The sequence below is a fragment of the Microbacterium sp. Leaf179 genome, assembly GCF_001423785.1.
Classification (GTDB): Bacteria; Actinomycetota; Actinomycetes; order Actinomycetales; family Microbacteriaceae; genus Microbacterium.
The window spans coordinates 53,741-79,614 of sequence record NZ_LMPH01000003.1; the positions used below are offsets into that span (position 1 = coordinate 53,741).

Consider the following 25,874-nt stretch of genomic DNA (forward strand, 5'->3'; position numbering starts at 1 on the left):
GGCTCGACGGGCGGAGTCGCCCGGCGGCCGCCCTCAGGCCGGCAGCGTCTCGAGGAACGCCTCGAGCGCGATGCGGTACGCCGGGTCGGGGTGCGCCTCGGCGATCCGCAACAGGGGCGGAAGATCGAGCGTGCGGATGAGCGCTCCGCGCTCGCGAACGGCCGCGTCGGCGCCGGCGGCGCGCAGCAGCGCGATGCCCTCGCCCAGGGCGTCGAGGTAGTCGCGCAGCACGCCGACCTCGGCCAGGCGTTGAGTGATCGATCCGCCATCGCGGCGTTCCCGCCAGTCGATGACGACGTCGGGCACCACGTCGAACGCCGACGCGAGCGTGTACATGCGCTGCGCGAGCACCTGGTCTTCGTAGTAGCGGCCCTCGGGGAAGCGCAGGTCGTGCGCGCGCCAGAAGGCGGTGCGGCTCAGCTTCGACCACGCGACGATGTTCCCGGATGCCGCCGGGTGCTCCGTCAGCGTGGTGCGCTGCCGCGCCGGGTCGGTGGCGGCGGCGACCCACGGCTGCACGTCGCCGGCCGTGTAGCCGGGCCCGCCGGCATCCGGGCGCAGGCGTACGTACGCGCCCACGACGAAGTCGCTGCCGGTGCGGTCGAGGGTGTCGGCGAGGCGTGCCAGGGCGTCGGGGCGATAGCGGTCGTCTGCGTCGAGGAAGGCCGTGTAGGGGGTGTCGACCTCGGCGAGGCCGGTGTTGCGGGCGGCGCCGAGGCCGCGCTGCTCCTCGTGGCGCACGACGCGGAAGCGGGCGTCGGCGGCCGCGGCGTCGGCGAAGATGCGGGTCGTGTCGTCGGTGGAGGCGTCGTCGACGAGGACGGCGGTCCAGTTCGAATGCGTCTGGCCGCGGACGGAGTCGAGCGCCTCCTCGGCGAAGTCCGCCACGTCGAAGCCGGGGATGATGACGGTGACGGCGGTGGAACTCACCCGCGTGATCCTACGGCGGCGACCGCGGCGACGACGGCATTCGCTACGGGGTCGAGAGATCCGGTGAGCCCCCGCGGCAGGGTGAAGCGCACGGCGGTGCGGGCCTCGTCGTGCGCGATGCCGAGCGCGAGCAGCACGTGCGACGCCTCGTCGCTTCCGGCGGCGCACGCCGATCCGCTCGACGACACGACCCCGCGCCGTTCGAGCTCGAGCAGCACCGTCTCACCGTTCGTGCCGGGGAACACGAAGCTGGCGGTGCCGGGCAGGCGTCGCTCGGGGTGGCCGGTGAGGCGCGCGCCCGGGACGAGCGCGAGCACACGGGCGACGAAGGCGTCGCGGAGCGCCGAGACGCGCCGCGCCTCGGCTTCGCGCTCGTCCTCGGCCAGGGTCACGGCGGTGGCGATCGCGACGGCCCCCGCGACGTCGGGAGTGCCGGAGCGGCGACCGCGCTCCTGACCGCCGCCGTGCAGGAGCGGCTCGAAAGGGAGCCGGCCGCGCACGGCGAGGATCCCGGTGCCCTTCGGCGCGCCGATCTTGTGCCCGGCGACGGTGATCGCATCGGCCCCGAGCCCCGCCAGCGGCAGCCACCCGGCGGCCTGGACGGCGTCGAGGTGCAGGGGGACCCCCCGGGCGTGGGCGACGGCGGCGAGGGCGGCGGCATCCTGGATCGTGCCCACCTCGTTGTTCGCGTAGCCCACGCTGACCAGCGCGGTCTCGTCGCGCAGCACATCGGCGAGGGCGTCGGGGGTCAGCGTGCCGGCGGCATCGACGGGGGCGTAGGCGACCTCGGTGCCGTGGAAACGGGCGAGGTAGTCGGCCGAGGCGAGCACCGACTCGTGTTCGATCGCGGTGGTGACGAGGTGCCGGCGCCCCGAGCCCAGCACGAGACCCTTGAGGGCCGCGTTGTTGGACTCGGTGCCTCCCGAGGTGAACATCACGTCTCCGGCGCGCAGGCCGAGCACCCGGGCGACCCGCGAGCGGGCGTCGTCGAGGGCGGATGCCGCGGCCTCGCCGATCTCGTGATGGCTCGACGGGTTGCCGAAGAACCGCGTGAGGTAGGGCGCCATGGCCTCGAGCACCTCGGGGCGCACGGGGGTGGTGGCGGCGTTGTCGAGGTAGAGGGTCACGCCGTCTCGATGCGGATGTCCAGCCCGAGGTCGAGCGAGGGCGCGGAGTGGGTGAGGGCGCCGACCGAGATGACGTCGACGCCGGTCTCGGCGATGGCCCGCACGGTGTCGAGGCTCACCCCTCCCGACGCCTCGACCTGGGCGGCTCCGGCGATCCGGGCGACGCCGACGCGGAGGTCGTCGAGCGAGAAGTTGTCGAGCATGATCGTGCCGATCCCGGCGGCGAGCACGGCGTCGATCTGGTCGAGGCGGTCGACCTCGACCTCGACGTGGGTCGTGTGGGGGAGTCGCGCGATCGCGCTCTCGAGGGCCTGCGTCACCGACATCCCGCCGGCGGTGAGCACGGCGAGGTGGTTGTCTTTCGCCATCACCGCGTCGGACAGCGAGAAACGGTGGTTGTGGCCTCCGCCGTCGCGCACGGCCTGGCGCTCGACGGCGCGCAGGCCCGGGGTGGTCTTGCGGGTGTCCACGATGCGCGCGCCGGTGTGCGCGACCTCGTCGACGTAGCGACGGGTGAGGGTGGCGATGCCCGCCATGCGCTGCACGAAGTTGAGGCCGATCCGCTCGGCCGTCAGCACCGCCCGCGCGGGGCCCGTGACGACGGCGAGCGTGTCGCCGGGCACGAAGGCGGCGCCGTCGGCCACGCGCATCTCGACGATGACCGAGGGGTCGGTCAGCGTGAACGCGGCTGTGAACACCGCACCGCCGCTGAAGACGCCGGGCACCCGGGCGACCAGCTCGGCCCGCGCGGTGGCGTGCTCGGGGATCAGCGTTTCGCTGGTGAGGTCGCCCCACGGGGCGTCTTCGTCGAGCGCGGCCGAGACGACGCGGTCGATGGCGGTGCGGGTCAGCATGCGGAGACCTCCTGGGGACGGGATGCCGGGGCGGTGGGCGAGACGTCGGGTCGCGGCGGTGAGGCATCCCGCGTGCGGGCGCCCGGTGTCACCGTGCCCGGTGTCACTGTGCCCTGTGCCACTGTGCCCTGTGTTGCGGCGGCCGGGGTCCCGGCATCCGGAGCGTCGGAGCGGAAGTGCGCTCCGATCGAGCCCGATCGGGCACGGGCGGCAGCGACGACGTGCGTGGCCACCAGCAGCAGGTTGGCGTCCTCGATCGACCGGGCTGCGGTCTCGGCGCTCCACGCGGCGAGCACGCCGGCGGCGCGCGCGAGGCCGGCGCCGTCGCGCACGAGTCCGGCCTCGGCCCACAGGAGCTTCTGCAGGGCTTCACGTGAGAACGGCGGGGCCTCGGTGGGGGCGGACGTCTGCAGCGGCAGCGCGGGGGCGGCCTCGGGCCACGCCTCGTCGCGCGCGACCGCGTCTCCGGCGCGGGCGCCGAACACGGCCCCCTCGAGCAGGGAGTTGGATGCCAGGCGGTTCGCGCCGTGCACTCCGGTGCGCGCCGTCTCGCCCACCGCGTACAGACCCGGCACGCTGCTGCGTCCGTCGAGGTCGGTCACCACGCCGCCCATCAGGTAGTGCGCTGCGGGGGTCACGGCGATCGGGTCGCGCGCCCAGTCGAGCCCGCGTTCGCGCACGGCGGCGTCGATCGTGGGGAAGCGCTCGGCGAGACGCGCGGCGCCGAGGGCGGTGGCATCCAGCCGCACGGGTCGGCCGTCCTGCGCGGCCATGGCCCGGGCGTTCGCGCGGGCGACGACGTCGCGCGGAGCGAGCTCGCCGTCGGGGTGCGCGTCGAAAGCGAAGCGCCGACCCGCCTCGTCGACGAGCACGGCCCCCTCGCCGCGCACGGCCTCGGAGACGAGGAACGGCGCGCCCACCGCGAGCGCGGTGGGGTGGAACTGCACGAACTCGAGGTCGGCGACGGCGGCGCCGGCCCGGATGGCGGCGGCGATGCCGTCACCGGTCGCGCCGAGGGGGTTGGTCGTGTGGGCGTAGAGCTGGCCCGCGCCGCCGGTCGCGAGGATCACCGCGTCGGCGGTGAGGCGCTCGCCGTCGGCGAGCTCCACGCCCGTGACGCGACCGTCGTCGAGGATCAGGTCGCGCAGCAGCGCGTGCTCGCGCACCACGACGCCCGCCGTGCGCACGGCGGCCCCGAGCGCCGCCTGGATCGCGGCTCCCGTGGCGTCGCCGCCGGCGTGCAGCACGCGGGGACGGGCATGGGCGGCCTCGAGACCGCGGGCGAAGTCGCCGTCGATGCCCCGGTCGAACGCGACACCGCGCGCGACGAGCTCGACGATGCGCGTCGGCCCCTCACCCACCAGCACGTCGACCGCGGAAGGATCGTTCATCCCCACGCCGGCGGTGAGCGTGTCGGCCGCGTGCGAGGCGACGTCATCGAGGGGAGAGGTCACCGCGGCGATGCCGCCCTGGGCCCAGCGCGTGTTGGTGTCGGCCACCGCGCCCTTCGTCACGACGGTCACCGCGCATCCGTTCTCGGCCGCGTGGAGCGCTGCCGTCAGGCCGGCGATGCCGCTGCCGACGACGACGACCGTGGTCATTTCACGGCGCCGCTGGGCTTGGCCGCGAGCATGCGCTCGAGGGCGACGGTGGCCGGGGCCGCGACCTCGGTCGGCACGGTGATGCGGTTGACGACCTCGCCCGCGACGAGCGACTCGAGCACCCACGCGAGGTAGCCGGGGTGGATGCGGTACATCGTCGAGCAGGGGCAGACGACGGGGTCGAGGCAGAAGATCTCGTGCTGCGGATACTGCGCGGCCAGGCGCTGCACGAGGTTGATCTCGGTGCCGATCGCGAAGGTGGTGGGTTCTGTGGCCGCGGCGATGGCCTTGCGGATGAGGTCGGTCGACCCCGCCTCGTCGGCCGCGTCGACGACGTCCATCGGGCACTCGGGGTGCACGATCACGCGCACTCCGGGGTGCTCCACGCGGGCGCGCTCGATCTGCTCGACGGTGAAGCGTCGGTGCACCGAGCAGAAGCCGTGCCACAGGATGACGCGGCTGTCGACGATCTGCGCGTCCGACGACCCGCCGAGGGGCTTGCGGGGGTTCCACATCGGCATCTGCTCGAGCGGCACCCCCATGGCCTTGGCGGTGTTGCGGCCCAGGTGCTGGTCGGGGAAGAACAGCACGCGGCGCCCGCGCGCGAACGCCCACTCCAGCACCGTCCGGGCGTTGGAGGAGGTGCAGACGATGCCGCCGTGGCGCCCGACGAAGCCCTTGATGGCGGCGCTGGAGTTCATGTACGTCACCGGGATCACCGGCACCAGCCCCTCGGCATCCGGGGTGTCGAGATCGCCCAGCACGTCGGCGAGCTGCTCCCAGCACTCCTCGACCTGGTCGATGTCGGCCATGTCGGCCATGGAGCACCCGGCGGCCAGGTTCGGCAGGATCACGGCCTGCTCGGGTCGCGAGAGCAGGTCGGCGGTCTCGGCCATGAAGTGCACGCCGCAGAACACGATGGCCTCGGCCTCGGGTCGGTCCTTCGCGGCATTCGCCAGCTGGAACGAGTCGCCCACGTAGTCGGCGTGGCGCACGACCTCTTCGCGCTGGTAGAAGTGCCCGAGCACGACGACCCGGTCGCCGAGCGTCGCTTTCGCCGCGCGGATGCGGGCGTCGAGCTCGTGGTCGGAGGCGTCGCGGTACGCCTGCGGCAGTTCGCCCTGGCGGGGAGCGCCGGTGGGGATGACGTCTCCCATCGACGAGCCCGGACCGTAGCCCGGGCGGGTGTCGAAGTCCCAGGGGCCGACCGCGAGGTCGGTGGTGCAGGTGGCGTCGATGGAGGCGCCGGAGACGATGGCCTGGATCGCGTGGTCGACGCTCGGGTCGATCGCGGGACGCGGGTGCAGGGTGAGGGGCGTGGCGGACATGGGCGTTCCGATCAGTGACGGGACGGGAGGGGGCCGCGGTCGGCCAGCTCCACGTCGCGGTTGTAGCGGTACAGGCGGGCGGGGCGGTGGCTTCCGGTGCGGAAGCGCTCGGTGGGAATGAGGGTGTCGGACGTGTCGACCTGGCGGCGGAAATTCGCCGGGTCGAGGCGTTTGCCGAGGATGGTCTCGTTGACCTCGCGGAGGTCGGCGAGCGTGAACTCGTCGGGGAGCAGCCCGTGCGCGATGCGGCTGTAGCCGACCTTGTTGCGCAGGCGCCACAGCGTGTACTCGACGATGTGGTCGTGGTCGAAGGCGAGAGCGGGCAGGGCGGTCGCGTCGAACCACTCGACGTTCTCGGGGGCGTCGCCCTGGCGGGCGTGGGCGGCGACCTGCGCGTCGACCTCGTCGGAGCGCAGCAGCGCCCAGTACACGATCGACACCACGCGGGTGGGGGAGCGGTCGACGGCGCCGAACGCGTACAGCTGCTCCAGGTAGCTGGGGGTCAGCCCGGTGGTCTCGGCGAGGGTCCGGGATGCCGCCGTGTCGAGCTCTTCGGTCGCGTCGAGCCAGCCGCCCGGCAGGGCCCACCGGCCGTCGAAGGGGTCGCGGGTGCGGCGCACCAGGGGGAGCGACAGGACGGGTTCGTCGTCGGCGCCGCGGCGCACGCTGAAGATCACGGTCGACACCGCGACGCGCACGTCGGCGTCGCGGGACTCGGGCTCAGGGGTTCGTGTCATGGTGACCATATCTCCGGGATCGATCTTAGTGTCATCCCGACCCGAAGGGCGAATCGGTGACCGCCGTCCGCGGTGACGGGGCGGCGGGTCACGGCCGTGTGGGCCGAACCGCGGCGACCGCGGGATGGAGGAGCGGGCGCGGGGCTCTTCGCCCCGGAACCGCGCCCGCCCGCCCCGGCCGCGTCGAAAGGGTTCTCTCAGACGCGCGGCTTAGCGTGAGAGTCGGATTGGGGAGGTCGGATGCCGATCATCGACATCGTTCTGATCGCCCTGCTGGCGATCGCGCTCATCACGGGCCTCTCGCGAGGTTTCCTCGCCACGATCGGCTTCTTCGCGGGCCTCGCGGTCGGCGCCGTCGCCGCGTACTGGGTGACGCCGTTCGTCGGCCAGTGGATCACCGAGCCGGCCTGGCGGGGCCCCGCGATGATCGGCGCCGGCATCCTGCTGCTGCTCATCGGCTCGGGTCTCGGCAGCGCCCTGGGCGGCTTCTTCCGTCGGGGCGCCGACCGCATCAAGCTCCGCGTCCCCGAGCGTCTGCTCGGCGGGGTCGTCAACGTCGCCGCGGCCGCGCTCGCCGTGTCGTTCGTCGCCGGATCGCTCACGCCGGTCGGGGTTCCCGTCGTGTCGGCGGCGCTGGGCTCGTCGGCGGTCATCCGCACGATCGACGACCTCACCCCCGCCCCCGTGCGCGGCGCGCTCGCCGAGTTGCGCGGAACGGTCTTCGCCGAGGGGATTCCCCGCCTCGGCGAGCTCATCCAGATCGGGCCCGTGCCGAGCGCCCCGGCGATCGCCCTCGACGACCCCGCGCTGACGCAGGCCGCGCAGTCGGTCGCGCGGATCTCGGGCACCGCCTACGCCTGCGGCATCACCTCGAGCGGCTCCGGCTTCGTCGTGGCGGCCGACCGCATCGTCACCAACGCGCACGTCGTCGCCGGCGTCGACACGCCCCTCGTCGAGCTGCCCGGCCGTCCGGCGCGCGAGGGGCGGGTGGTCTACTTCGACCCGACCGACGACATCGCCGTGGTCTCGGTCGACGGTCTCGACGCCGCGCCCCTGCCGATCTCCCCGACCCTCGAGGTGGGGGCTTCGGCTGTGGTGCAGGGTTACCCGGGCGGGGGACCGTTCACCTCGGGCAGCGCCCAGGTGCTGTCGTCGGGCACCGTGCCCGTTCCCGACATCTACGACACCTCCTCGGTGCCGCGCGACATCTACGCGCTGGCCGCGGTGGTTCGGCCGGGGAACTCGGGGGGACCCCTGCTGACGACGACGGGTGAGATCGCGGGCATCGTCTTCGCCCGCAGCGACACCGACGACAACGTCGGCTACGCGATGACCCCCGCCGAGCTGCTCCCCGTGGTGGCGCAGATGGACGCCCTGTCGGCGCCCGTCGCCTCGGGAAGCTGCACGCGCCGCTGAACGGGGCGCCGGGGCGACGGCCCCGCGCCGGGGGCGGACCCTTCCACATCCGATGCCCGCGGGCAACCGGGCAGCCGGCGGCCGTCGCCGTTTCCTACCGTGGGGGGATGAGCCAGAAGACAACGCTTCGCACGGTGTCCACCGCCCTCGCCGCCTCGACGGCCGTCCTGCTTCTCGCGGGCTGCGTCGGACAGAGCAGCTCCGAACCCTCCGCCTCGACCCCGCCCGTATCGCCGAGCGGCACGACCATGACGTCTTCGGCCCCGGCTTCGCCTTCCGCCGACGGGGTGAGCGAATCGGAGGCCGTGAGCCTCGTCGAGGACTATCTGACGGCGTTCCAGCAGGAGCGTTTCGCCGACGCCTACACGCTGCTGTCCGAGGGCGCTCAGTCGATCGCGGGGCCTGCCGAACGGTTCGCCGACACGGCCGTCGGCGGGTTCGTCCGCGTCGACGACGCCACCGGATATCTCGGAACGGACGGCGTGATCACCGCGGGGCCGGGGCCGGTCGACGATGCGGTCCTCGTCACCGCCGTCGCCGACCGCCACGCCGATGCGTGGATCGTGCGGGACACCCCGGCAGGCCCCCGCATCGACGATGCCGGTGTTCCCCTCACCGGACAGAGCCCGTACGAGTGGGTGAATCCCGCCTCCGGGCCCGAAGACATCCGCGACGTGACGGCCGTGGACCCCACGGCACCCGCCGCGATCGTCTTCTCGGATCGGGGAGACGGCGCCGAGGACGGTGCCAGCCTCGTCGGTGATCCGGATGAGCTCGTCGCCTACATCGGAACGACGGAGGTCACCGCCTCCGCCGCGGCCTCCGAGTCGCAGCGCCGATGGGAGATCGCCCTCGACACCGTCGCTCCCTCGGCCGACGTCCAGCCCCTCACCGTCGCCTGGAGGGTCAGCGACGACCTCGACGTCTGGCGCACCAGCACCACGCCCCTCTACACCGGGTGAGGGGAGTCCGGAGGCCGCGACGGTGAGCGCGACGTGGGCGATCGACGCCGCGGCATCCGGCGTCGTTCACCGCGGGGCTGGACAGAGCGCCGCGGGCCTCCGCTAGGCTGACCCCACAAGTCCACACCGGCCCCATGATCGATGCGGGAGAGCTCCGGCGAATGCAGCCGGGCACCGAAGGAGCAAGCCTCCCCGCCAATCTCTCAGGTACGCGTACCGCGTCGATCGGGCCACTCTGGAAAGTGATCCGGGTGCACCGCGCCGGATCCGCCGACGGTGAAAGCCCGCCATCCTGTTCGTCGAACGGATGCCGTGGCGAAACTCTCAGGCCCATGACAGAGGGGGAGTTCTCCAGGCGCCGACCGGCGTCTGTCCGTCATCGCGAACGGCAGAACTCATGACCGACACCCCCGCACCTCCACGCTCGTCGCCGCTGCACGATCGGCACGAGGCCCTCGGCGCCTCGTTCACCGACTTCGGCGGCTGGAACATGCCCGTGCGCTACACCTCCGACCTCGCCGAGCATCACGCGGTGCGCACGGCCGCGGGCCTGTTCGACATCTCGCACATGGCCGAGTTCTGGGTGCAGGGCGGCCGCGCCGCGGACTTCCTCGACTTCGTGCTCGCCGGCCGCATCTCCACGATGCGCATCGGCAAGGCCAAGTACTCCCTCGTTCTGGCCGACGACGGCGGAATCGTGGATGACGTCATCGTCTACCGCACCGGTGAGGACTACTTCCTGGTGATCGCGAACGCCGGGAACCGGGATGCCGTGGCCGCGGCGTTCGACGGTGCCCGTGCCACGTGGTCGTCGGCGCAGGCGTTCCTCGACGGCCCCCTCGAGGGCACCGATTACGCCGTGACGTCCGGTGGGGCGATCCCGCGGGTCGAAGACGTCACCGATCAGCTCGCGCTCATCGCCCTCCAGGGCCCCGAGGCCCTCGGCATCCTGAGCTCCACCCCGGGGGTCGAGATCACCGGCACCGCCCTGGACGAGTTGGGCTACTACGCCTGGACCGACGGCACCTTCCAGGGCGCCTCGCTGTTCGTGGCCCGCACCGGGTACACCGGCGAGGACGGCTACGAGCTGCTCATCCCCACCGCCCAGGCCGGCGCCATGTGGGACGCCGCGCTCGCCGCGGGCGCCGATCGCGGACTCGTCCCCTGCGGCCTCGCCGCGCGCGACACGCTGCGCCTCGAGGCGGGGATGCCGCTGTACGGCCACGAGCTCTCGCGCGACATCGTTCCCGCGCAGGCCGGCCTCGGCCGCGTCGTCGCCGTCGACAAGGCGGCCTTCATCGGCAAGGACGGCGTGGCGTCGAGCCCCGCCGACGCCCCCGTGCTCGTCGGGCTCGTGTCGGAGGGCCGTCGCGCGGGCCGCGCCGGTTACTCCGTGCTCCGCGGCGACGACACCGTCGGCGAGATCACCAGCGGTGCCCTCAGCCCCACCCTCGGCCACCCCGTGGCCATGGCTTTCGTCGCGCCGTCGGCGAGCGAGCCCGGAACCGAACTGACCATCGACGTGCGCGGAACCCGCATCCCCGCCATCGTCACCGCCCTTCCCTTCTATCGGAGAAACGCATGACCGACCTCACCGCCCTCAGCTACACGTCCGAGCACGAGTGGATCTCCCTCGAGGGGGACATCGCGACCGTCGGCATCACCGACTTCGCCGCCGACAAGCTCGGCGACGTCGTCTTCGTCGAGCTGCCCGGCGCCGACTCCGCGGTCGCCGCGGGCGACGTCTGCGGCGAGATCGAGTCGACCAAGTCGGTCGGCGAGCTCTACGCCCCTCTCACCGGCACCGTCGTCGAGGTGAACGACGCGGTCGTCGACGACCCCTCGCTCGTCAACGCCGAGCCGTTCGCCGGCGGGTGGCTCATCAAGATCCGCGTCGAGGGCGATCTGCCCGAGGGCCTGCTCGACCGCGCCGCGTACGAGGAACTCACCGCATGAGCACCCTCCTTCCCGCGCGGACCGATACCGCCGCGCCCGCCGTCTTCGTCGATCGCCACATCGGCATCGATGCCGCAGCGCAAGCCCGCATGCTCGAGGTCGTCGGGTACGACAGCGTCGAGGCGCTCGTCGAGACCGCCGTCCCGGCATCCATCCACGTGCGCCAGCGTGCGACCAGCTCGATCCCGACCGCGGCCACCGAGGCCGAGGCACTCGCGGAGCTGCGCGAGCTCGCCTCCGCGAACCGCTCGGCGCGACCGCTGATCGGGCTGGGGTACTACGACACCTTCACCCCCTCGGTGATCGCCCGCAACGTGCTCGAGAACCCCTCGTGGTACACCGCGTACACGCCCTACCAGCCCGAGATCTCGCAGGGTCGGCTCGAAGCGCTCATCAACTTCCAGACGATGGTGACCGACTTGACGGGTCTCGCCACGGCGAACGCCTCGATGCTCGACGAGTCGACCGCGGTCGTCGAGGGCATGCTCGTCGCGCGCCGGGCGTCGAAGGCGAAGACCGACGTCTTCCTCGTCGACGTCGATGCCCTGCCGCAGACCAAGGCGCTGCTGCACCACCGCGCCGCGGCCGTCGGCATCCGCATCGAGGAGACCTCGTTCGCGGGGGAGCTGCCCGAGGCGTTCGGCGCGTTCGTGCAGTACCCCGGCGCCACGGGGCGCGTGTGGGACTTCTCAGCCGTCGCCGAGACGGTGCACGCCGCCGGGGGCCTGGTCGTGGCCGCCGCCGACCTGCTCGCCCTGACCCTGCTGCGCTCGCCCGGCGCCCTCGGCGCCGACGTCGCCGTCGGGACGACCCAGCGCTTCGGCGTTCCGCTCGGCTTCGGGGGACCGCACGCGGGCTACATGGCCGTGCGCGCGGGCCTCGAACGCCAGCTCCCCGGCCGCCTCGTGGGCGTGTCGCAGGATGCCGTGGGAGCCCCCGCGTACCGCCTGTCGCTGCAGACGCGCGAACAGCACATCCGTCGCGAGAAGGCGACCTCGAACATCTGCACCGCCCAGGTGCTGCTGGCCGTGATGGCGGCGATGTACGCGGTGTACCACGGCCCGCAGGGGCTGCGGGGGATCGCGACGCGCGTCGCGCGGAAGGCCGACATGCTGGCATCCGCCCTGCGTTCGTACGACCTGACGCTGGCGAGCGACGCGTTCTTCGACACCGTGCGCGTACACGTTCCGGGGCGCGCGCAAGACGTGGTCGACCGGGCGCGCGAGCGCGGCTATCAGCTGCTGTGGGTCGACGATGCGACCGTGGGGGTCTCGGTGGACGAGACGACGACGGATGCCGACCTCGCGGCCGTCCTCGACGCGTTCGGCCTCGCCAGCGACGACCTGCCCGAGGGCGTCGCCCTCCGCGGCGTGGACGAGGCGCTGCACCGCGACGACGAGTACCTCACGCACCCCGTCTTCCACACGCACCGCAGCGAGACGGCCATGATGCGGTACCTCAAGAGCCTCGCCGATCGCGACTACGCGCTCGATCGCGGCATGATCCCGCTGGGGTCGTGCACGATGAAGCTCAACGCGGCGACCGAGATGGCCGCGGTGTCGTGGCCGGAGTTCTCACGGGTGCACCCGTTCGCCCCCGAGGCCGACGTGCACGGCTACCTCGAGATGATCGAGCAGCTCGAGCGCTGGCTCGCCGAGGTCACCGGCTACGACGCCGTCTCGCTGCAGCCGAACGCCGGCTCGCAGGGCGAGCTCGCGGGACTCCTCGCCATCCGCGGCTACCACCTCGCGAACGGCGACACCGAGCGCACGGTGTGCCTCATCCCCTCGTCGGCGCACGGCACGAACGCGGCCTCGGCGATCCTGGCGGGCATGAAGGTCGTCGTCGTCGCCTGCGACGAGGCGGGGAACGTCGACCTCGACGATCTGCGGGCCAAGATCGTCCAGCACGCCGAGTCCCTCTCGGCGCTGATGATCACGTACCCCTCGACCCACGGCGTGTACGAGCACGACGTGCTCGAGATCACCCAGGCCGTGCACGACGCCGGTGGACAGGTGTACGTCGACGGGGCGAACCTCAACGCGCTGCTCGGCTTCGCCCGCTTCGGCGACCTGGGCGGCGACGTGTCGCACCTCAACCTCCACAAGACGTTCGCGATCCCGCACGGCGGTGGGGGCCCGGGCGTCGGCCCGGTCGCCGCGAAGGCGCACCTCGCGCCGTTCCTGCCCTCGCATCCGTTCTCGCAGCGCGCCGACCACGCCGGCGGCGTGTTCGACGGGGGACCGGTGTCGGCCGCGCCGCACGGGTCGGCGGGGATCCTGCCCATCTCGTGGGCCTACGTGCGCATGATGGGGGCCGAGGGGCTTCGACAGGCCACGGCCGCGGCCGTGCTGTCGGCCAACTACATCGCCGTGCGCCTGCGCGAGCACTACCCGGTGCTGTACGCGGGCGAGGGCGGTCTGGTCGCGCACGAGTGCATCCTCGACCTGCGTCCCCTCAAGGAGCAGACCGGGGTCACCGTCGACGACGTGGCCAAGCGTCTGATCGACTACGGCTTCCACGCCCCGACGATGTCGTTCCCGGTCGCCGGCACCCTCATGGTGGAACCGACCGAGAGTGAAGACCTCGCTGAGCTCGACCGGTTCGTGGATGCCATGATCGCGATCAAGCACGAGGCCGACGCCGTCGCCGCGGGGGAGTGGCCCGCCGACGACAACCCGCTCGTGAACGCGCCGCACACCGCCGAGACGGTGGTCGTGGGCGAGTGGGAGCACGCGTATTCGCGCGAGACCGCGGTGTACCCCGTGCGTTCTCTGATCCGCGGCAAGTACTGGCCCCCGGTACGCCGCATCGACCAGGCGTACGGCGACCGCAACCTCGTGTGCTCGTGCCCTCCGCCGGAGGCGTTCGCCTGAGCGCCGCGTGAGTGCGGCGGCGATCCCGGCCGGGTTCCGGGATCGCCGCCGGATCGTTCGCCCACGGCCCGGACGGGGGGTTCGCACAGGAGGCGTTTAGTACAGTTCGGGTGTGCACCACGGGCTGACTGACCACTCACGACCGACTCGACGACGACGCGGACGGGGGCGGTCGATCGCCCTGCTCGCCGCCTGCGCCATCGTGCTCGCCGGGTGCGCCGCGCCCGACGCGGCTCCCGCGCCCGAGCCGGAGGCACGCACCAGCCTCACGGTCGGCGTGGTCGGCAGCCTCACGAGCTTCAACGCCGAGAGTCGCACCGGCGACACGGCGGCCAACCGTGCGGTGTCCGAGCTGCTCGACGAGCAACTCGGTTCGCTCGACGGCGACCTGCAGGTCGTTCCGAACGACGGCCTCGGACGCATCACCCGCGTCGAGGGCGACCCCCTGAAGGTCAGCTACGAGCTGTTCACCGACCGCACATGGTCGGACGGCACGCCCGTCACCCTCGACGACCTGCTATTCGGCTGGGCGGTGTCGTCGCACTTCTTCGACGACGCCACGTACGACGCCACCGGGCAGATCGTCTCGGGCACGCGGTACTTCGACACCGCAGCCCCCGCCGACCCCAACGCGCGCACGGCGCGCCCGAGCATCGACCGCGCCGCCGACACCCTGACCCTGACCTACGACGAGCCATTCGCCGACTGGAACCGCCAGTGGCTGCTCGATCGGCCGGTGCACGTCGTCGCGCAGCGCGCCGGGGTCAGTGTGAAAGACCTGCTCACCGCCATTCTCACGGTCCCCGAGGGCGACCCGACGGCGCCGGTCGCCCCCAACCCCGTGCTGGCGGCCGCCGCGCAGGCCTGGAACACGGGCTTCGACGTGCCCGCCGGAACGGCCCCCGATCCGGCATCCATCGTGGCCGCTGGCCCCTGGACCGTCGCTTCGGCCACGACCGACACCCTCACCCTGGCCCGGCGCGACAGCTATCAGGGCGCGCACTTCCCCGGCCTCGAGGGGCTCACGGTGCGCTTCTTCGCGGATCGTGCGGCGCAGCTCTCGGCGATCGAGGCGGGAATGGTCGACGTGGCGAACATCGGCGACCTCGACGAGGACGAGCTGAAGACGCTCACCGACGCCGGTCTGCAGGTGGTCACCGGGCCCACCACCGAGACCCTGCAGCTGCGGTTCGCCAACGGCACCGCCCCCGCCCTGCGAGAGGCCACCTCGCGTTCGCTCGACCGCTCGGTGATCGTGAAGGACGCGCTGGGCACCGTGCGGCCCGACGCGCAGCCGCTGCAGTCGTTCCTGTCGTCGCCCGCGGCCGGTCAGCTCTATCGCGACCTCACCTCGGGCAACGGTGCGCCGGGCACGGGGAGCGACGTCGACGGTGCGCGCGAGGCGCTCGACGACCGCGCCGCGGTGCTGCGGGTGGGGTACGACGCCACCGACGAGATCTCGGCGCAGGTCTTCGCGCGCATGGTGACGATGGGGGCGACCGCGGGCATCGCCGTGCGCGTCGCGACCGAGACCGAGACCCCGGATGCCACCCTCGCCTGGGTCGGAGAGGACGAGAGCCTGTACCGCTCGGCCCGCGATCGGATCGCCGAGGGGGTCGACGGGCCCGACACCGCGCGCCTGTTCGCCGGACTCACGAACGACACCGACCCGGTCGACGTGCTCGCCGCGGCGAAGAAGATCGATCAGTCGCTGTTCACCGCGTACGCCGGGGTGCCCCTGCTCGAGCGCACGGGCGCGGTCGTGACCGCCGCCGGCGTCGGGGGAGTGGCCTACACGTCGCAACCGAACGGCCTGCCGCCCGCATTCTGGACCTGGACGCCGCCGCAGCCCTGATCGCGAGGTCCGCCGTGGCGGCTCGACCGCCGATTCAGCGCGATTCGTGCCGCCCGCGGGGCGTCACGGGGTGACGGTCGGCGACGGTGTGGGCGTGACCGCGGGGGTCGGCGGGGCGAAGATCGCGGGCCACCACGCCGCTGCCAGCGGGTACCCCACGAAGGCGACGATGTCGATGATCGTGTGCGCCACGACGAGCGGCATGACGCGGCCCCAGCGCTTGTAGCACCAACCGAACACGAGTCCCATGACGACGTTGCCCAGCGCCGAGGGCCACCCCTGGTAGAGGTGATAGCTGCCGCGCAGCAACGCCGTCGACACGATGATCCCCGTCCACGACCAGCCGAGGCGGCGCAGGCGATCGAAGAGGTACCCGAGGAAGATCACCTCTTCGGTGAGCCCCGCCCGAAGGGCCGCGAGCACCAGCAGGGCGATGACCCACCACGACGAGTCCAGGGGGGCCGGAACGACGGCGATGCTCTGGCCGAGCGCGCGTCCGATCGCGTACACGCCGATCCCCGGAACGCCGATCAGTAAGAGCAGAAGCACCCCGCGCAGAATGTCGCTGCCGAACCGCCGGAAATCCAGGCCGATCCGGTGCAGCGCATTGTTCGCCGGCTCCCACAAGAGGAAGACCACGAGCGCGACCAGAGCCAGCGAGAACGCGATGTCCAGGAACTGGTAGACGGCGTCCCAGAATGGTTCGGCGCTGCGCGACGGATTCAACTGCGTCTGCTGCTGCGAGATGGGCGCCCGGGTCACGGTGCGCACGAACGACACCACCGAGTAGATCGCGGACTGGCCCACGGTGACGAGCAGGACGAGGGCGATCTCCCAGATCAGTCGTCGTCGTCGATACGTCGCGTCGCCCCCGCCGAGGGAGGGCGGGTCGGAGAACGGATGCCGGGTCACACCGTGTATCTAACACCGGCGGGCAATGAGCGATGGGTGCGCGCAGGAGCATCGGTGGGGGATGATCGGCTGCGTCCGAGGGTGACGCAGAACGGGGTTGTCAGAATGCTCTACGCAACCGCGCTCAAGTTAAAGGTCTGTAACGAATTGCCCAGGAGTTTTGACCATCCGGAAGCCTTTATCTATCGTTTCGGTATCCACGGCTTCCCCCTGCCACTCGCGTGTCGGGGGTGCCCGTCCACTCTGCACTGGAGGCAAAGTGTCTGAAAAGACTCGGCGCATGCGCGCCCTTACGGCGGGAGCAGGAGTCGCGGTCGCGGCTCTGGCCCTTGCCGGTTGCACCACCACCGCCACCCCCGAGGGCGGTGCGTCGTCCACCGGCGGCACCGTCACCATCGCCACGACGAACGCGTTCACCTCGTTCAACGGCGACACCCCCGAGGCCAACCTCGACACCAACGGCATGGTCGGTTACCTGACCGGTGTCAGCGGCGGCCTGGGCCTCGGTGGCTTCCAGCGCCTCGACAAGGACTTCTCGGTCCTCGACAACACCGACTTCGGTACGTACGAGACGGTCTCCGAGGACCCCCTCACGGTCAAGTACACGATCAACGAGGGTCTCACCTGGTCGGATGGCGAGCCCATCAACGCCGATGACATGCTCGTCAACTGGGCCATCAACTCGGGCTACTTCGACGACGCCAAGCTCGACCCCGCCACCAGCGAGGTCACCAACGGCGGCACGCAGTACTTCAGCCTCGCCGGCAGCACCGCGGGTCTCGACACCACCGCGTTCCCCACGATCAGCGACGACAACATGTCGATGACGCTCGTGTACTCGAAGCCCTTCGTGGACTACGAGCTCGTCAACCCGATCGGCAAGCCGGCCCACGTGCTGGCCGAGAAGGCGGGCGTGTCGGAGTCCGAGTTCGTCGACCTGCTCAAGTCGCTGCCCGAGGGCAACCCCGACGCACCCGTCGCCCCCAACGCGACGCTCAAGGCCGCGGCCGACTTCTGGAACACCGGCTACGACGTCACCGCCATGCCGACCGACCAGAGCCTGCTCGTCGCGAGCGGTCCGTTCATCGTGACCGACTTCACGCCCGAGCAGAGCATCACGCTGGGCAAGAACCCCAACTACAAGGGCGAGATGTCGCCCGCGTACGACCAGCTGATCATCCGCTTCATCGGCGACTCGAACGCTCAGGTCACGGCGCTCCAGAACGGTGAGGTCCAGGCCATCCAGCCGCAGGCCTCCGCCGACACGCTGACCGCGCTCGAGAACGCGAACGCCACGGTCCACTCGGGCAGCCAGCTCGCGTACGACCACGTCGACCTGACCTTCGGCGGTGTCTTCGCCGACGCCAACGTCCGTGAGGCCTTCCTCAAGACGATCCCGCGCCAGCAGATCCTCGACTCGATCATCAAGCCGGTCAACCCCGACGCCGAGGTGCTCAACTCGCAGATCTTCCTGCCGACCGACGGTGACCAGTACACCACCGCCGTCTCCTCGAGCGGATACGACGCGTTCACCGAGCCCGACATCGAGGGCGCCAAGGCGCTGCTCAACGGTGCCACCCCGACCGTTCGCATCCTCTACAACACCAACAACCCGAACCGTGTCGACAGCTTCCGCGCCATCCAGCAGTCGGCGCAGCAGGCCGGCTTCGTGATCGAGGACGCCGGTTCGCCCGACTGGAGCAAGCTCCTCGGCAGCGGCAGCTACGACGCGTCGATCTTCGGTTGGGTCTCGCCCGGTGCCGGTAACGCCGCGCTCCCGCAGATCTTCAAGAGCGGCGGCGGCGGTAACTACAACAACTACAGCAACTCGGCCGTCGACACCCTCGTCGACGAGACCCAGGTCACGGTCGACACGACCAAGCTGGCCGACCTCAAGGTGCAGATCGACACGGCCACGGCGAAGGACTTCTACGGTCTGCCGCTGTTCCAGTCGCCCGGTCTGTTCGCTGACAACGGTTCCGTGACGGGCGTCGACTACTTCGGCGGCCAGACCGGCATCGTCTGGAACGCACAGGAGTGGACGCTCGCGGGTTGATGACCCGTTGATCCCTCGTGAGGCGCCGGAGTCGCTCGGCTCCGGCGCCTCACTTCGTCTGCGCGCGGCGCGCTCTGTGCGTCGCGCCCGCGACTATCCTTTCCAGGGCGCCGTCTCCGCGTCCGTCACCCGATCGAAAGAAGACCTCCCGCGATGGTCGGATTCATTCTCAGGCGCATCGCCGTCTCGATCCTGGTTCTGCTTGCAGCATCGTTCATCATGTACGTGCTCGCCGCCAACGCCGGCGACCCCCTCCAGGACCTCCGCGACAGCACCGCCGCCAACCGCGACCAGCTGATCGCCGCCCGCGTCGCCGCGCTCGACCTGAACGTGCCCGCGCCGCTGCGTTACTTCCTCTGGCTGGGCGGCGCCGCCGGCTGCCTCATCCCCTTCGCCGGAACCTGCAACCTGGGTCTGACGATCAGCAATGCCCCCGTCCTCGACATCCTGCCCACCGCGGTCGGCTCCACCCTCCAGCTCGTGACGGCGTCGTTCGTGCTGGCGATCGTGCTGGGCATCGTGGTCGGTGTCGTCTCGGCTCTGCGCCAGTACAGCGGCTTCGACTTCGGCATCACGCTGCTGAGCTTCTTCCTCTTCTCGCTGCCGTCGTTCCTCGTGGCGGTGCTGCTGAAGGAGTTCCTGGCCCTCGGCTTCAACAGTTTCCTCGAGTCGGCCACTTCGATCCCGATCTGGGTGATCGTCCTCCTGGCGGTCGTGTCCGCCGTCGTCTGGCAGGCCATGATCGGCGGCGAGGCGCGTCGCCGCCTGATCGTCGGCGCCACCGCCGCCGCGGCGACCGTGGCGCTGCTGGTGTACTTCAACGTCACCGACTGGTTCCGCAACCCCGGGTTCGGTCCCGTGGGCCTGCTGCTGATCATCGCCGGTGTGGTCGTCATCGTCACGGCCCTGATCGCCGGGCTCACCAACCGTCGCGCCCTCATCGTCGCGGCGCTCAACGGCGCGATCTCGTACCTCTGCTTCTTCCTGCTGCAGGGACTGTTCGACATCTCCACGCCCGCGACGATCATCATCATCGGCCTGGTCGCCGTGGTCGTCGGCCTCGCCACGGGCTACCTGCTCGGCGCCCCCGACCGCGGCATGACCGCGCGCATCGGCGGCCTCGTGGCGTTCCTGTCGTTCGCGCTCGTGATCCTCGACCGCTACATGCAGTCGTGGCCGGCATACGTCAACAACCCGCGCATCAACGGGCGCCCCATCGCGACGGTCGGTGCCGTCACCCCCGGGTTCAACGGCGACATGTGGATCACGGGCATCGACAGCTTCACGCACCTGCTGCTCCCGACGATCTCGCTGCTGCTGATCTCGTTCGCGGGATACACGCGCTACGCCCGCGCGGGCATGCTCGAGGTGATGAACCAGGACTTCATCCGCACGGCCCGCGCCAAGGGTCTGCCGGAGCGGACGGTCATCCTGCGCCACGGCCTGCGCAACATGCTCATCCCGATCGTGACGCTCGTCGCGACCGACGTCGGAGCCCTTCTGGGTGGCGCGGTCATCACCGAGAAGGTCTTCGCGATCTCGGGCATGGGCCAGCTGTTCGTGACCTCCATCCAGCGTGTGGACGTGAACCCGGTGATGGGCTACTTCATCGTCATCGCGATCACCGCCATCGTCTTCAACTTCCTGGCCGATCTCGCCTACGCGGCGCTCGACCCCCGAGTGCGAGTGGTCGCATGATCGCCGCCGTCCGATTCCCGGAGGTCTCCCGATGACTCAGATGCTTCCCGAACCCGCGAACGTCGATGCGCCGGTCCCGGCCGATGAGCGCGACACCGTCGGGGTGAGCCAGGGACGGCTCGTCCTGCGTCGCTTCCTGTCGAACAAGATCTCCGTCGTCTCCGGCATCCTGTTCGTGCTGCTGGCGATCTTCTCGATCTCGGCGATCGGCCTGGGGCCCATCCCCGGCTGGTGGAAATACGACTACACGTCGCTGAACCCGCAGAACGACGGCGGGGCGCCGACGCTGTCGGTCTTCCCCTTCTCGCTGGGCGAGCACCCGTTCGGTCAGGACCGCATCGGCATCGACTACTTCGCGATGACCATGCGCGGCATCCAGAACTCGATCCTCGTGATGATCATCATCAGCTTCGTGGGCACCACGGTCGGCACCGTCATCGGCGCCCTCGCCGGGTACTACCGCGGCTGGGTGGATGCCGTCCTCATGCGCATCACCGACGTGTTCATCGTCATCCCGATCATCGTGATCGGCGCCGTCGTCGGTCGCGCGACGGGCGGCCTCGGTGTGATCCCGCTGGCGTTCTTCCTCGCGATGGTGTCGTGGACGACGATCGCCCGCCTGGTGCGCGCCGAGTTCCTGTCGCTGCGCGAGCGCGAGTTCGTCGAGGCCGCCCGCGTGGCGGGTGCCAGCGACGCGCGCATCATCTTCAAGCACATCCTGCCCAACGCCATCGGCGTGGTCATCGTGGCGGCGACGCTCCTCGCCGCCTCGGCGATCCTGCTCGAGACCGCGTTGAGCTATCTGCAGCTCGGCGTGCGCCCGCCCGACGTGTCGCTGGGTCTGATCATCTCCGACAACCAGTCCGCGTTCTCGACCCGCCCCTGGCTGTTCTGGTGGCCCGCGGTGTTCATCGTGCTGCTGGCGGTGCTGGTCAACTTCGTCGGCGACGGCCTCCGCGACGCGTTCGACCCGCGTCAGAAGCGCTTCTCGCTGCGTCGCACGAAAGAGACCTCGGCGTCGTCGACCGCCGCTCCCGCGAGCACGCAGGCGCGGGTGCACCCGGAGACCCCGTCGTCATGACGCTCGCCTTCGCGCGGGTGTCAGCCCAGGGCGACCGCCGCGACGAGACCGGCCGCGCCGGCCACGAGCAGCACGAGGTTGCCCGTGCGGACGCCCACGTGCACGCGGACGTTCTCGGCGACACCCGCCTCGATGCGTCCGGCCTCGCGCAGGGCGTGCCAGCGGGTGCGCACCATCTCGGCGGCGCGTCCGGAGTCGGTGTTCGGCAGCTCGCCGGGGCGCGTCTGCGGCGTCGACGGGCTGTCGCTGCGGCGGTGGGCACGAGCGGCGCGGAGCGATCCGGTCGCGCCGGGCGCCGGTGCGGCGGTGACGCCGATGCGACGACCGGGCGTGTGCAGCTGCAGCGAGTACCGCGTGTCGACGTGGATGAGCGCCGCCCACGGCACGAGGTAGCGCAGGGCGATGTTGTCGACCTGCACGCCGTCGTCGTCGACGGTCACCGAGGGCGACCACAGGATGCCGGTGACCAGGGCGGCCGCTCCCAGCGCGCCCACGATCACGATGGCGGGCGCCTCGCTCGCCCCGGGCGTGACGAGCAGACCGATCGCCACGACGGCGATGATCGCCCAGACGATGCCGCACAGGACTCGGGTGAACGTCGAACGGAACGTCTGGCGTGGCATCCTCCGATTCTTTCATTCCCCGATCACTCACTCCCGCTCGGCGGGACCGAGAGGACATTCTCATGAGCACGACCGAGAAGGCGGCCATCCCCGCCCTCGAGATGACCGACGTCAGCGTCGACTTCGCGGTCGACGACGTGTGGGTTCCCGCCGCGAAGCACCTCACCTACTCGATCGCGCGCGGCCAGGTCGTCGCGGTGGTCGGCGAGTCGGGCTCGGGCAAGAGCGTCAGCTCGATGGCCGTGCTCGACCTGCTGCCGCGCAACAGCCGCGTCACGGGCAGCATCAAGGTCAACGGCCGCGAGGTCACCGGCCTGTCGGCGTCGCAGATGCGGCAGCTGCGCGGTCCCGAGGTCGCCGCGATCTTCCAGGAGCCGATGACGGCCCTGAACCCCGTTCTGACGGTGGGGTCGCAGATCATCGAGGCGCTGCGCGCGCACACCCCGATCGCTCCCACGCAGGCCAAGGCCCGCGCGATGGAGCTGCTCGAGATGGTCGGGCTCCCCGACCCGGCCAAAGCCTTCGCCTCGTACCCGCACCAGCTGTCGGGCGGCCAGCGCCAGCGCGCCATGATCGCGCAGTCGATCAGCCTGGAGCCGGCGCTGCTCATCGCCGACGAGCCCACGACCGCGCTCGACGTGACCGTGCAGGCCGAGATCCTCGATCTCATCCGCGATCTGCGCGACCGCCTCGACTCCGCGGTGCTGCTCATCACGCACGACATGGGCGTCGTGGCCGACCTCGCGGACTGGATCGTCGTGATGAAGTCCGGCGACATCGTCGAGCAGGGGCCGGCCGCGAAGGTGCTGGGCGACCCGCAGGACGCCTACACGAAGGAACTGCTGGCCTCGGTCCCGCGCCTGGGCGAGACCCTCGAGGGCGAAGCCACGGTCGACGTCGTCGAGGCATTGGCCACCGCGGTGGCCAGTGGTCCCGCCCGCACCGAGACGATCGCCCTCGCCGTCGCCGCCCCCGAGATCGCCCACCCGGTGCTGCAGCTCGAAAACGTCTCGATCGAGTACGGCAAGAAGGGACGCGTCGCCGCTTTCCGCGCCGTCGACGACGTCACGCTGGGCATCGCCGAGGGCGAGATCGTCGGTCTGGTCGGAGAGTCGGGATCGGGCAAGTCGACGATCGGTCGCGCCGCCATCGGTCTGCAGCCCATCGCCGACGGTCGTCTGGTGGTCGACGGCGTCGACATCTCGAGCGGTTCGCGCAAGCTCATCAAGTCGCTGCGCCGCCGCGTGGGCATCGTGTTCCAGGACCCGTCGTCGTCGCTGAACCCGCGCCTGCCGATCGGCGAGTCCATCGGCGAGCCGCTGTTCCTCGCCGGCGAGGCCAAGGGCGCGGAGCTCGACGCGCGCATCGAGAAGCTGCTCGACGAGGTGCGTCTTCCGCGCAGCTACCGCAACCGCTACCCGCACGAGCTGTCGGGCGGGCAGAAGCAGCGCGTGGGCATCGCGCGCGCCCTCTCGCTGCAGCCGCGTCTGCTGGTCGCCGACGAGCCCACGAGCGCGCTCGACGTCTCCGTGCAGGCCCGCGTGCTCGAACTTCTCAGCGAGCTGCAGAAGGAGCACCGTTTCGCGTGCCTGTTCATCAGCCACGACCTCGCCGTCGTGGATGCCATGGCCGATCGCATCGTGGTGCTCAACCGCGGCAAGATCGCCGAGCAGGGCACCCGCGATCAGATCCTGCGCGCACCGAGGCAGCAGTACACGCAGCGACTCATCGCCGCGATCCCGGTGCCCGATGTCGAGGTCCAGGCCGCGCGCCGCGAGCTTCGCCACGAGCTGCTGAAGGACAACCCCGCCTCCTGAGGTGCCGGAAAGGGGCGGGATTCCGAGGAATCCCGCCCCTTTCTGCTGTCTGCCAGGCTGCGCGGCGGGCGCCCGGTAGACTAAGGGAGCCCGATTCCGGGCGCCACCCCGAATTTTCCTGGAGACCCTCCATGGCGCACGCCCTTCGTCCTGACCTCCGCAACGTCGCGATCGTCGCGCACGTCGACCACGGCAAGACGACTCTCGTCGACGCCATGCTCCGCCAGACCGGCTCGTTCGGCGACCACGCGCACATCGAAGAACGCGCGATGGACTCGAACGACCTCGAGCGCGAAAAGGGCATCACGATCCTCGCCAAGAACACGGCGATCACCTACAACGGCGTCCACAGCGACGTGCCGGTCACGATCAACGTGATCGACACCCCGGGCCACGCCGACTTCGGTGGCGAGGTCGAGCGCGGCCTGTCGATGGTCGACGGTGTCGTGCTGCTCGTCGACGCGTCCGAGGGCCCGCTGCCCCAGACCCGCTTCGTGCTGCGCAAGGCCCTCGAGGCCAAGCTCCCCGTCATCCTGCTGGTGAACAAGACCGACCGACCCGACGCGCGCATCGGCGAGGTCGAAGAAGAAGCGCACGACCTGCTGCTGGGTCTCGCGTCCGACCTGGTCGACGACGTTCCCGACCTCGACGTCGACGCCCTGCTCGACGTCCCCGTCGTGTACGCCTCGGGTCGTGCGGGAGCCGCGTCGCTGAACCGTCCCGCCGACGGCTCGCTGCCCGACAACGACGACCTCGAGCCGCTCTTCGGCGCGATCCTCGAGCACGTTCCGGCCCCGTCGTACGACGATGAGGCACCGCTGCAGGCGTGGGTCACCAACCTCGACTCGAGCCCCTTCCTCGGCCGCCTCGCGCTGCTGCGCGTGTTCAACGGCACCCTGAAGAAGGGTCAGACGGTCGCGTGGGTCCGTGCCGACGGCACCACCAGCAACGCCCGCATCACCGAGCTGCTGAAGACCCGCGCGCTGGAGCGCTACCCGGCCGACGACGCCGGCCCCGGCGACATCGTCGCCATCGCCGGTTTCCCCGACATCACCATCGGCGAGACCATCGCCGACCCCGAAGACGTGCGGCCCCTCAAGGCCATCACGGTCGACGACCCGGCCATCTCGATGACCATCGGCACGAACACCTCGCCCCTCATGGGGAAGGTCAAGGGCCACAAGCTCACCGCCCGCATGGTCAAGGACCGCCTCGACCGCGAGCTGATCGGTAACGTCTCGCTGAAGGTCGTCGACATCGGACGCCCCGACGCGTGGGAGGTGCAGGGCCGCGGAGAGCTCGCCCTCGCGATCCTCGTCGAGAACATGCGCCGCGAGGGCTTCGAGCTCACCGTCGGCAAGCCGCAGGTGGTCACCAAGAAGATCGACGGCACGACCTACGAGCCGTTCGAGCACCTCACCATCGACTCGCCCGAGGAGTACCTCGGTGCGATCACGCAGCTGCTCGCCGGCCGCAAGGGTCGCATGGACAACATGACGAACCACGGCACCGGCTGGGTGCGCATGGAGTTCGTCGTCCCCTCGCGCGGCCTGATCGGCTTCCGCACCGAGTTCCTCACCACCACGCGCGGCACCGGTATCGCCAACGCGATCTCGCACGGCTACGAGCCCTGGGCCGGTCACATCTCGACCCGTCAGAACGGCTCGATCGTCGCCGACCGCATGGGCGTCGTCACCCCCTTCGCGATGATCGGTCTGCAGGAGCGCATGTCGTTCTTCGTGCAGCCGACGCAGGAGGTCTACGAGGGCATGGTCATCGGCGAGAACTCGCGCGCCGACGACATGGACGTCAACATCACCAAAGAGAAGAAGCTGACCAACATGCGTGCGGCCAGCTCCGACTCGTTCGAGTCGATGACGCCCCCGCGCCTGCTGACGCTCGAGGAGAGCCTCGAGTTCGCTCGCGACGACGAATGCGTCGAGGTCACCCCCGAGGCCGTCCGCATCCGCAAGGTCGTGCTCGACGCGACCGAGCGCGGACGCTCCGCCTCGCGCTTGAAGCGTCAGGATGCCAACGCGTAAGTG

General features: G+C 70.9%; 19 protein-coding genes and 2 riboswitches. Of the genes, 11 read left to right on the forward strand and 8 right to left on the reverse strand.

The genetic code is table 11. The features are described from left to right. Positions 1–33: 33 nt before the first annotated feature. Genes ASF96_RS11780 through ASF96_RS11805 form a run of 6 tightly spaced genes read right to left on the reverse strand, consistent with a single transcriptional unit; the run spans position 34 to position 6,577 of the window. Positions 34–930 (reverse strand): glycosyltransferase family 2 protein, encoded by an 897-nt coding sequence (locus tag ASF96_RS11780; RefSeq protein WP_082509619.1) that lies wholly within the window; start codon positions 928–930, stop codon positions 34–36. After that, complete coding sequence (locus ASF96_RS11785; protein ID WP_082509621.1) at positions 927–2,057, reverse strand: cysteine desulfurase family protein; 1,131 nt, start codon at positions 2,055–2,057, stop codon at positions 927–929. The genes ASF96_RS11780 and ASF96_RS11785 overlap by 4 nt, the downstream gene beginning before the upstream one ends. Beyond that, a complete protein-coding gene (gene nadC, locus ASF96_RS11790; RefSeq protein ID WP_055939589.1) occupies positions 2,054–2,911 on the reverse strand; it encodes a carboxylating nicotinate-nucleotide diphosphorylase in 858 nt (285 codons plus the stop codon). The genes ASF96_RS11785 and nadC overlap by 4 nt, the downstream gene beginning before the upstream one ends. Continuing rightward, on the reverse strand, positions 2,905–4,512 hold the full coding sequence (gene nadB, locus ASF96_RS11795; RefSeq protein WP_082509622.1) for an L-aspartate oxidase: 1,608 nt from the start codon (positions 4,510–4,512) through the stop codon (positions 2,905–2,907). The genes nadC and nadB overlap by 7 nt, the downstream gene beginning before the upstream one ends. Continuing rightward, positions 4,509–5,840 (reverse strand): quinolinate synthase NadA, encoded by a 1,332-nt coding sequence (nadA, locus tag ASF96_RS11800; protein ID WP_055939593.1) that lies wholly within the window; start codon positions 5,838–5,840, stop codon positions 4,509–4,511. Before nadA ends, nadB begins: the two co-directional genes overlap by 4 nt. 11 nt (positions 5,841–5,851) lie before the next feature. After that, positions 5,852–6,577: an NUDIX hydrolase gene (locus ASF96_RS11805; protein WP_055837813.1), complete on the reverse strand. Its 726-nt coding sequence runs from the start codon at positions 6,575–6,577 to the stop codon at positions 5,852–5,854. A gap of 240 nt (positions 6,578–6,817) precedes the next feature. On the opposite strand from ASF96_RS11805, the gene ASF96_RS11810 reads away from it, so the two are divergent. The 6 genes from ASF96_RS11810 (at position 6,818) to ASF96_RS11835 (ending at position 15,642) form a co-directional block, all read left to right on the forward strand. Next, a complete protein-coding gene (locus ASF96_RS11810; protein WP_055939597.1) occupies positions 6,818–7,993 on the forward strand; it encodes a MarP family serine protease in 1,176 nt (391 codons plus the stop codon). A 107-nt stretch (positions 7,994–8,100) separates the two neighbouring features. Beyond that, a complete protein-coding gene (locus ASF96_RS11815) occupies positions 8,101–8,955 on the forward strand; it encodes a hypothetical protein (protein WP_055939600.1) in 855 nt (284 codons plus the stop codon). A 134-nt stretch (positions 8,956–9,089) separates the two neighbouring features. Beyond that, positions 9,090–9,184, forward strand: a riboswitch (glycine riboswitch). Continuing rightward, a riboswitch (glycine riboswitch) is annotated at positions 9,185–9,304 on the forward strand. A 48-nt stretch (positions 9,305–9,352) separates the two neighbouring features. After that, a complete protein-coding gene (locus ASF96_RS11820; RefSeq protein ID WP_055939603.1) occupies positions 9,353–10,540 on the forward strand; it encodes a glycine cleavage system aminomethyltransferase GcvT in 1,188 nt (395 codons plus the stop codon). Beyond that, entirely contained in the window at positions 10,537–10,911 is a 375-nt protein-coding gene (gene gcvH / locus ASF96_RS11825; RefSeq protein WP_055836177.1) for a glycine cleavage system protein GcvH, read from the forward strand. The genes ASF96_RS11820 and gcvH overlap by 4 nt, the downstream gene beginning before the upstream one ends. After that, positions 10,908–13,787: an aminomethyl-transferring glycine dehydrogenase gene (gene gcvP / locus ASF96_RS11830; RefSeq protein ID WP_055939606.1), complete on the forward strand. Its 2,880-nt coding sequence runs from the start codon at positions 10,908–10,910 to the stop codon at positions 13,785–13,787. Before gcvH ends, gcvP begins: the two co-directional genes overlap by 4 nt. A 112-nt stretch (positions 13,788–13,899) precedes the next feature. After that, the gene (locus tag ASF96_RS11835) at positions 13,900–15,642 is read left to right on the forward strand and encodes an ABC transporter substrate-binding protein (RefSeq protein ID WP_082509623.1); all 1,743 of its coding nucleotides are present in this window, start codon (positions 13,900–13,902) and stop codon (positions 15,640–15,642) included. A 63-nt stretch (positions 15,643–15,705) separates the two neighbouring features. On the opposite strand, the gene ASF96_RS11840 is transcribed toward ASF96_RS11835, so the two are convergent. Further along, positions 15,706–16,554: a CPBP family intramembrane glutamic endopeptidase gene (locus ASF96_RS11840; RefSeq protein WP_055939612.1), complete on the reverse strand. Its 849-nt coding sequence runs from the start codon at positions 16,552–16,554 to the stop codon at positions 15,706–15,708. A gap of 280 nt (positions 16,555–16,834) precedes the next feature. Here ASF96_RS11840 and ASF96_RS11845 point away from each other — a divergent pair, with 280 nt between their 5' ends. The 3 genes from ASF96_RS11845 to ASF96_RS11855 all read left to right on the forward strand — a co-directional run bounded on the left by ASF96_RS11845 (position 16,835) and on the right by ASF96_RS11855 (position 21,389). Continuing rightward, positions 16,835–18,610 (forward strand): ABC transporter family substrate-binding protein, encoded by a 1,776-nt coding sequence (locus tag ASF96_RS11845; protein ID WP_055939615.1) that lies wholly within the window; start codon positions 16,835–16,837, stop codon positions 18,608–18,610. A 153-nt stretch (positions 18,611–18,763) separates the two neighbouring features. Continuing rightward, positions 18,764–20,308 (forward strand): ABC transporter permease, encoded by a 1,545-nt coding sequence (locus tag ASF96_RS11850; RefSeq protein ID WP_055836193.1) that lies wholly within the window; start codon positions 18,764–18,766, stop codon positions 20,306–20,308. A gap of 31 nt (positions 20,309–20,339) precedes the next feature. Beyond that, complete coding sequence (locus ASF96_RS11855; RefSeq protein ID WP_055939618.1) at positions 20,340–21,389, forward strand: ABC transporter permease; 1,050 nt, start codon at positions 20,340–20,342, stop codon at positions 21,387–21,389. A 20-nt stretch (positions 21,390–21,409) separates the two neighbouring features. On the opposite strand, the gene ASF96_RS11860 is transcribed toward ASF96_RS11855, so the two are convergent. After that, positions 21,410–22,012 carry a PH domain-containing protein gene (locus ASF96_RS11860; protein ID WP_055939620.1) on the reverse strand — a complete coding sequence of 201 codons (603 nt, stop codon included), beginning with the start codon at positions 22,010–22,012 and terminating at the stop codon, positions 21,410–21,412. Between the two features lie 62 nt (positions 22,013–22,074). Here ASF96_RS11860 and ASF96_RS11865 point away from each other — a divergent pair, with 62 nt between their 5' ends. Together ASF96_RS11865 and typA are read left to right on the forward strand one after the other, a co-directional pair. Further along, the gene (locus tag ASF96_RS11865; protein WP_055939623.1) at positions 22,075–23,829 is read left to right on the forward strand and encodes a dipeptide ABC transporter ATP-binding protein; all 1,755 of its coding nucleotides are present in this window, start codon (positions 22,075–22,077) and stop codon (positions 23,827–23,829) included. 131 nt (positions 23,830–23,960) lie between these two features. Beyond that, on the forward strand, positions 23,961–25,871 hold the full coding sequence (gene typA, locus ASF96_RS11870) for a translational GTPase TypA (RefSeq protein WP_055939625.1): 1,911 nt from the start codon (positions 23,961–23,963) through the stop codon (positions 25,869–25,871). The last annotated feature ends 3 nt before the right edge of the window (positions 25,872–25,874 follow it).

Excerpts from the sequence above, each read along its gene's own strand:
- nadC (WP_055939589.1), bottom strand. The coding sequence starts at position 2,911 with ATGCTGACCCGCACCGCCATCGACCGCGTCGTCTCGGCCGCGCTCGAC.
- nadB (WP_082509622.1), bottom strand. The coding sequence starts at position 4,512 with ATGACCACGGTCGTCGTCGTCGGCAGCGGCATCGCCGGCCTGACGGCA.
- nadA (WP_055939593.1), bottom strand. The coding sequence starts at position 5,840 with ATGTCCGCCACGCCCCTCACCCTGCACCCGCGTCCCGCGATCGACCCG.
- ASF96_RS11805 (WP_055837813.1), bottom strand. The coding sequence starts at position 6,577 with ATGACACGAACCCCTGAGCCCGAGTCCCGCGACGCCGACGTGCGCGTC.
- ASF96_RS11810 (WP_055939597.1), top strand. The coding sequence starts at position 6,818 with ATGCCGATCATCGACATCGTTCTGATCGCCCTGCTGGCGATCGCGCTC.
- ASF96_RS11815 (WP_055939600.1), top strand. The coding sequence starts at position 8,101 with ATGAGCCAGAAGACAACGCTTCGCACGGTGTCCACCGCCCTCGCCGCC.
- ASF96_RS11820 (WP_055939603.1), top strand. The coding sequence starts at position 9,353 with ATGACCGACACCCCCGCACCTCCACGCTCGTCGCCGCTGCACGATCGG.
- gcvH (WP_055836177.1), top strand. The coding sequence starts at position 10,537 with ATGACCGACCTCACCGCCCTCAGCTACACGTCCGAGCACGAGTGGATC.
- gcvP (WP_055939606.1), top strand. The coding sequence starts at position 10,908 with ATGAGCACCCTCCTTCCCGCGCGGACCGATACCGCCGCGCCCGCCGTC.
- ASF96_RS11845 (WP_055939615.1), top strand. The coding sequence starts at position 16,835 with ATGCGCGCCCTTACGGCGGGAGCAGGAGTCGCGGTCGCGGCTCTGGCC.
- ASF96_RS11850 (WP_055836193.1), top strand. The coding sequence starts at position 18,764 with ATGGTCGGATTCATTCTCAGGCGCATCGCCGTCTCGATCCTGGTTCTG.
- ASF96_RS11855 (WP_055939618.1), top strand. The coding sequence starts at position 20,340 with ATGACTCAGATGCTTCCCGAACCCGCGAACGTCGATGCGCCGGTCCCG.
- ASF96_RS11860 (WP_055939620.1), bottom strand. The coding sequence starts at position 22,012 with ATGCCACGCCAGACGTTCCGTTCGACGTTCACCCGAGTCCTGTGCGGC.
- ASF96_RS11865 (WP_055939623.1), top strand. The coding sequence starts at position 22,075 with ATGAGCACGACCGAGAAGGCGGCCATCCCCGCCCTCGAGATGACCGAC.
- typA (WP_055939625.1), top strand. The coding sequence starts at position 23,961 with ATGGCGCACGCCCTTCGTCCTGACCTCCGCAACGTCGCGATCGTCGCG.